The 5,893-nt window shown below is 61.2% G+C and carries 9 protein-coding genes and 1 pseudogene; 6 read left to right on the plus strand and 4 right to left on the minus strand.

Annotated features, from left to right (window positions below; all coding sequences use genetic code 11):
- From EN935_RS19085 to EN935_RS19105, 5 genes and pseudogenes are all read left to right on the plus strand, one after another.
- Positions 1 to 541: ATP-binding cassette domain-containing protein (locus EN935_RS19085; protein WP_127373522.1), on the plus strand; the 541-nt coding region annotated here is incomplete at its 5' end.
- Between the two features lie 34 nt (positions 542 to 575).
- Positions 576 to 1,045, plus strand: a pseudogene (locus tag EN935_RS19090) (GNAT family N-acetyltransferase).
- A 27-nt stretch (positions 1,046 to 1,072) separates the two neighbouring features.
- Positions 1,073 to 1,879, plus strand: a complete 807-nt coding sequence (locus EN935_RS19095; RefSeq protein WP_109669201.1) for a DUF72 domain-containing protein — start codon at positions 1,073 to 1,075, stop codon at positions 1,877 to 1,879.
- A gap of 252 nt (positions 1,880 to 2,131) precedes the next feature.
- Entirely contained in the window at positions 2,132 to 2,389 is a 258-nt protein-coding gene (locus EN935_RS19100) for a hypothetical protein (RefSeq protein WP_109669203.1), read from the plus strand.
- A gap of 105 nt (positions 2,390 to 2,494) precedes the next feature.
- Positions 2,495 to 3,646 carry a GGDEF domain-containing protein gene (locus EN935_RS19105; RefSeq protein WP_127263649.1) on the plus strand — a complete coding sequence of 384 codons (1,152 nt, stop codon included), beginning with the start codon at positions 2,495 to 2,497 and terminating at the stop codon, positions 3,644 to 3,646.
- A 104-nt stretch (positions 3,647 to 3,750) separates the two neighbouring features.
- On the opposite strand, the gene EN935_RS19110 is transcribed toward EN935_RS19105, so the two are convergent.
- From EN935_RS19110 to EN935_RS19120, 3 genes are all read right to left on the minus strand, one after another.
- Positions 3,751 to 4,092, minus strand: coding sequence for a hypothetical protein (locus EN935_RS19110; RefSeq protein WP_348629899.1), 342 nt, complete (start codon positions 4,090 to 4,092; stop codon positions 3,751 to 3,753).
- A gap of 239 nt (positions 4,093 to 4,331) precedes the next feature.
- A complete protein-coding gene (locus EN935_RS19115; protein WP_109669208.1) occupies positions 4,332 to 4,616 on the minus strand; it encodes a PRC-barrel domain-containing protein in 285 nt (94 codons plus the stop codon).
- Positions 4,617 to 4,757: 141 nt separating this feature from the next.
- Positions 4,758 to 5,291: an inorganic diphosphatase gene (locus EN935_RS19120; protein WP_127263651.1), complete on the minus strand. Its 534-nt coding sequence runs from the start codon at positions 5,289 to 5,291 to the stop codon at positions 4,758 to 4,760.
- Positions 5,292 to 5,385: 94 nt separating this feature from the next.
- Between EN935_RS19120 and EN935_RS19125 the strand changes: the two genes are divergently transcribed.
- A complete protein-coding gene (locus EN935_RS19125; protein WP_127263653.1) occupies positions 5,386 to 5,595 on the plus strand; it encodes a hypothetical protein in 210 nt (69 codons plus the stop codon).
- 110 nt (positions 5,596 to 5,705) lie between these two features.
- On the opposite strand, the gene EN935_RS19130 is transcribed toward EN935_RS19125, so the two are convergent.
- Positions 5,706 to 5,893: hypothetical protein (locus EN935_RS19130; protein ID WP_206534541.1), on the minus strand; the 188-nt coding region annotated here is incomplete at its 5' end.

A 5,893-nucleotide genomic window follows, 5' to 3' on the forward strand; every position in this document is an offset into this window, starting at 1 on the left:
AGAGACGCTCGATGTCCTGTTCAAGGGCAAATCGATCGCCGACGTGCTCGACATGACGGTCGAGGAAGGCGTCGATTTCTTTGCCGCCGTGCCCGGCGTGCGCGACAAGCTCGACACGTTGAAGCAGGTCGGCCTCGGCTATATCCATATCGGCCAGCAGGCGACGACGCTGTCCGGCGGTGAGGCGCAGCGCATCAAGCTCGCCAAGGAACTGTCGCGCAAGGCGACCGGCAAGACGCTGTACATCCTGGACGAGCCGACCACCGGCCTGCATTTCCACGACGTCGCCAAGCTGTTGGAAGTGCTGCACGAACTGGTCGACCAGGGCAACACGGTGGTGGTCATCGAGCACAATCTCGAGGTGATCAAGACCGCCGACTGGGTGCTCGATCTCGGCCCCGAAGGCGGCGACGGCGGCGGCGAACTGGTCGCCTCCGGCACGCCGGAAGCCATTGTCCGCGAAAAGCGCAGCTACACCGGCCAGTTCCTCAAGGAACTGCTGGAGCGTCGCCCCGGAGGCAAGCGCGAAGCGGCGGAGTGACGATCGGACCGGTTGGCGCCTGGAGAGCTTTTGAATGACAATCAGAAGAGCGCTTGCCGGTGATCTCCAAACCGTCGTCTCGCTGACGCAAGCGGCCTATGCGCCGTACACCGCCCTGTTCGGCGCGCCGCCGATCCCGGTCACCGAGGACTATGCGCCACGCATCGAGGGTGGCGAAGTCTGGCTGCTCGAGGACGGCGGCGAGCTTGCCGGAGTGCTCACGCTGGAGCGGCATGACGACCACGGGATGATCTTCTCCGTCGCCGTCTCCCCTGACTTTCAAGGCAAAGGCTTCGGCATTGCGCTGCTGAAACACGCTGACGAACAGACGCGCCTGGGGGCCTGCCCGAGGTGCGGCTTTACACCAACGCCAGGATGGAGCGGAACATCGCACTCTATCTGGCCTACGGTTTCCACGAAACGGGTCGCCGGCCCAATCCCTACCGGCCAGGATGGGTGCTCGTCGACATGGCCAAAACCGTCGATGAGATCACCGCGGCCTGATCTTTTTCAGCATTTGGGAGGATGACAATGAGCACATCGGGAACAATCCGCGCCGGCATGGGCGGCTGGACCTTCGAGCCCTGGGATACGTCCTTCTATCCCGACAAGCTTTCCAAGGCCAAGCAGCTGAACTACGCCACTCGGCAGGTGCCGAGCATCGAGGTCAACGGCACCTATTATTCCAGCTTCAAGGAGCCGACCTTCGTCAAATGGGCCAGCGAGGCGCCGGACGGTTTCGTCTATGCGCTGAAGGGCAACCGCTTCGTCACCAACCGGCGCGTGCTCGGCGAGGCCGGCGAGTCGATGATGCGTTTCCTCGGCTCGGGCGTTGCCGCGCTCGGCGAAAAGCTCGGGCCGATCCTGTGGCAGTTCGCGCCGACGAAAAAGTTCGATCCGGACGATTTCGAAGCTTTCCTGAAACTGCTGCCGGAAAAGCAGGACGGCGTTGCGCTGCGCCACGCGGTCGAAGTGCGCAACGACAGTTTTATCGTGCCGGAATTCGCCGCGCTCGTGCGCAAGTACGAGGTCGCGATCGTCTATGCCGACCATGCCAAATATCCTGATATCGCCGACGTCACCGGCGATTTCATCTATGCCCGGCTGCAGACTGGCAGCGACGACAATCCCGACTGCTACACGCCGAAGGGCCTCGATGAATGGGCGGCGCGCGCCAAGACCTGGGCGGAAGGCAAGGTGCCTGCCGATCTCCGACGCGCCGATCCTTCGACCGAGGCGCCGGTCAAGCCACGCGACGTATTCGTCTACTTCATCACCGAGGGCAAGGTGCGCGCGCCGTTCGGTGCCATGGCGCTGATGAAGCGCGTGGCGGATTAGAGCAGCTAGCCTGCGGCGCTATCCTTCCGTTTAAGCGTCGAATTCCACACTCTCGGGTCCGGTCCGGCAACTCCTGTCGGAACCTGCAGGGCAGGTTGACCGTTTTTGCCTCACTAGCGGGCGACCGGGCGGGTGCCTCGCGTGGATGCGATAGGCTCGCTGCTCGCCAAGACCGGTTTTTCCCAGAGATGGCCAGGCGCGCCCAACCGGCGGAACGCTGGCATCAGGAGAACCGGAAGAAAGCGAGGAAAGATGGCGATCATCCTGATCGGGGCGTTGCTCACCATCGCCGGCGTTGTGTACATGGCGGTCGCCGTTCTCAGACGCGGGCGGCTCAGTGATCCAACGCCCGTAGCTTCAGACCGCCCGATGCCCAATCTCGCAACGTCCGGCCCGACGCTTGAGCCACGACGGCGCGGATTAGGCTTCCTCGGCCTATCACAGAATTGGCCGGGGCTGCTGATGATGGCTGTCGGCGTCATTCTGCTATTGTCGGGGGTGATCCTCTAACCCAATAAGCCAAGGATTCGCCGCCGTCGTAACCTTATCGATACCTCCTTGCTGCATGAATCCAGGCAGGCCAAGTCACAGATTTGGGGCAAGGAAACGAGGGGCATGTCGCTCGACTACACTTCACTTCTGCTGGCTGTCGGTTTTTCCGCCGCCTGCCTGAGCCTGACATTGTTCGGCATGTGGCTGACCGCTCGCTCGGAGAGGTTCCTGCTGACATGGGCGATCAGCCTGGTGTTCATGGTCGGCGATATTTTTATCTATGACGCCTATATCGACATGCCTGGGCGCCTGCTGGGCATCGCCACGCTGGCTTTCCTTCTGCTCGGTTTTTCGACAATGCTGGGCGCCGCCTACCAGTTCAGGACCGGCGGCTCGCCAATGCCGCGAATGGCGATTGCCAGCGCCATTTCGCTGGTTGTGACGTTGCCTCCCATGGCTCTTGGCTATGACGGGCTGGGCTTCATGTTCGAAAACGCCTTTGCCGCATTGCTTCTGTTCGCAACGGCGCTCGAATACTGGAAAGGCCGCGACGAAGCCCCTGCCCTCACGATCGGCATCACCGCGCTCTATTCGGCCACGGCCACGTCCTTCGCTCTGTGCGCCATGGTTCTTGCCTGGGATGGAAAGCTGATCCTCGGACATGCGCCCAGCAACTGGGCCGAGGAGCTGAGCCTCATCATCGTCATCGCCAGCATGACCGGGATTGGAGCCTTGTCGTTGGCGCTCAATCAGGGGCGTCTGGCCAGGCATCATCGCCACAATGCCCTGACCGACCCGCTGACAGGCCTGCTCAACCGCCGCGCCCTGTTCGACCTGCACGGTGATGCCCCGATCGGCGCCTTCACGGCGGTGGTCGTCTTCGACCTCGACAGCTTCAAGGCCATCAACGACGAATTCGGCCATGCCGCCGGCGATGAGGTGCTGAGGATGTTCGCCCAGGACCTCGCCGGCAATCTTCGCCCGGCCGACGTCGCCGCGCGCATGGGCGGCGAGGAATTCGCGCTGGTGCTGAAGCGGACCTTGCCCGAGACGGTGGAAGCCACCGCCGAGGCCATACGGGCAGCTTTCGCCGCACGTCGCATCGAAACCGAGACCGGTTTGCTGACATGCACGGTCAGTGCCGGATTTGCCCTCGGCACCAAGGAGGGTCTCAGCTTCGACAAGGTGCTCAGCGCCGCCGACAAGGCGCTCTATGCCGCCAAGCGCGGCGGCCGCAACCGCGTCACCGCCTCGGCATTCCGGCGCGCGGGTTAGACTGGTCAGCCTTCATATCTTACTGCCAACTATCCGTGACTTCCTGCATCGTCACTGCCTCGACCTGCTCACTGAACCGCGAACGATAAAGCTCCATCAGCGCATCATGCGTTTGATCCGCGGAGCTGCAGATGGCGTCGGTGACAAGAACGACGCGAAAGCCGCGATCGATGGCGCCCAGCACCGTGCAGCAGGGCGTCGAGATGCCCTTCGGTCCATGGCGAATAGACGTGCTTGTCGACGAGCTTGGCCGGCGGCACGAACCGTGCAAGTTGTGGCATGAGCTCGATCAGGCCCGGATCGATATGGGAAAGCGTCACCTCTGCCCACCGGCGATAGTAGCTCGCCCACATCCCCGGTCCCTCACCTGGCCGCTCGGCCGGGATAAAGCGGGTGAAAAGTGTTCGCTGCGGATGTCTGGCGACCAGTTCCTCTATGGCCGGCACCACTTTCTCGGCCCATGGTACCGCCCAAGGCCCGGCGGGTCCAAACAAGCGCTGCATGTCGACGCAGATATGCAGGCAATTTTCGCCAAGCCGTCCGTATACTAGCCCTTTAGCCGCCACAGCCGGTCTCCGTCGACTGCGCTGTACTGACCTGTCCGCCTGGCGGCTTCCGCCTCGGCCACGTCACCCTGTCATCCTTACAAAGTTGGGGGCCAGCCGAAGCCAGCCCCTGTTGATCCTCAATCCTGATGCTCAGGCATGGCCTTGAGCTGTTCTTTGGTCCAAGTGGTGACCGCATGAACGTCGCCGTTCTCGTCGCGCATGAAGTCCAGCTGGTTGGCCGGTACGGCAACCGGTTTTGCGCCGATGCCCAGGAAGCCGCCGACGTCGACGACGACCTCGCTGCCGTGCAAGTGAGAGACTGTACCGACCTTCTCATCCTCCGCACCGTAAATGGTCGCGCCGTCGAGTATGTCGGAGGTCAATTCATTGCTGGTAAGGCGTACGTGGTTGGTGTGATCCATAGCTGCATCTCCTGTTGGAACTGTTGCAACCTGCGACCGGACGAACGGTTCCGCGTGGATTGATACCGCGCGATAAAGTCTGACGGGCAGCACGTGCTGGAATTAGACGGGCAGCCAGCGAGAGTCGCAACCTCGATCCACTCAACGGCGAGCTGAAAAGGCCTTCACACCCATCTTGATGGCCTTGCGAGCTTCGGCGGCATTTTGCCAGCCTTTAAACTTGATGGTCTTGCCGGTTCCAAGCACCGAGGAGACAAAGAACTGCTCGATCTCACGCCGCAGGTCATCTGGAACGTGATCCGCCGCAACGGGCTCATCGGGAGCATCCTCCCTGTGCGGACAGAAGACATAGCGGTCGTTGCGCAGAACCTCACCGCCTTCGTCCTTCTGCTTGACGCGCAAGGCGCCTAGCAAGTTGCATTTGATCACGACTCCGGGAGCCGTGGCTGCCTGATGAATCACAAGCCCATCAAGAGGGTCGCCGTCTTCGCCTAGCGTCGAAGGAATGAAGCCCCAGTCATAGGGATACATCATGCCGACCGGCAAGGGACGGACATAGCCGAACATCTGCGTTCGCGGCTCGAAGGCCAGTTTCGCCGTCGCGCCACGTGGCGTTTCGACCACCACTCTGATGAGGCCCTTCGTGATTGTGGTCAGCTTCAGATAATTGGGCATCAAGATGCCTCTCGTTTTTGGTTGTGTGGCAGCGATGGAACTTCACAACGCGAAGAATGTTCCGAAAGGCAAAACCTGTCGGGAGAGCCCATGCATGACAAAAGCTTCGCTGCACCTTCTGAAGGGGATCGGTTATTTAATCTCGACCGGGAGTGTGATCCTGCTCGCCATCGTGAGTTGGTCGAGCGCTGCAAAAAGCCCAGTGCTTACCGCCTGTTTGATTGGCGGCGCAGCGCTGTCCATCGTCGGGATGTTCTGCCGTTGGCTGACCTACCAAATCGAGAAGCGCCGGCAGGACAACTAGATGAAGGGCATTTCGATATGTTGGAGCTCGGGGGCAGATAGTTAAGCCCGCGCGCAGAGCGATCAGCTATGCTGCGTCAGTGATGTAAACCGACTGCGATCTAAGCGAACCTATGCCGCCATGACGATTTCATTGAAGGCATCCAGGTCGACATAGAAGACCTTGGTGATCTCCTCGATCAGGTCGTCGTATTCGCAGCCCTGTGACCTCAAGATATTGATGGCAGCGATGATGTCGACGCGTTCGGTAAGCCGCCGCTTCTGGTAGTCCTCGACGTAACGTTCCATGGCTGTCCCTT

Source organism: Mesorhizobium sp. M7D.F.Ca.US.004.03.1.1 (assembly GCF_003998635.1).
In the GTDB taxonomy this organism is placed as follows: Bacteria; Pseudomonadota; Alphaproteobacteria; order Rhizobiales; family Rhizobiaceae; genus Mesorhizobium; species Mesorhizobium loti.

Excerpts from the sequence above, each read along its gene's own strand:
- EN935_RS19095 (WP_109669201.1), top strand. The coding sequence starts at position 1,073 with ATGAGCACATCGGGAACAATCCGCGCCGGCATGGGCGGCTGGACCTTC.
- EN935_RS19100 (WP_109669203.1), top strand. The coding sequence starts at position 2,132 with ATGGCGATCATCCTGATCGGGGCGTTGCTCACCATCGCCGGCGTTGTG.
- EN935_RS19105 (WP_127263649.1), top strand. The coding sequence starts at position 2,495 with ATGTCGCTCGACTACACTTCACTTCTGCTGGCTGTCGGTTTTTCCGCC.
- EN935_RS19115 (WP_109669208.1), bottom strand. The coding sequence starts at position 4,616 with ATGGATCACACCAACCACGTACGCCTTACCAGCAATGAATTGACCTCC.
- EN935_RS19120 (WP_127263651.1), bottom strand. The coding sequence starts at position 5,291 with ATGCCCAATTATCTGAAGCTGACCACAATCACGAAGGGCCTCATCAGA.
- EN935_RS19125 (WP_127263653.1), top strand. The coding sequence starts at position 5,386 with ATGACAAAAGCTTCGCTGCACCTTCTGAAGGGGATCGGTTATTTAATC.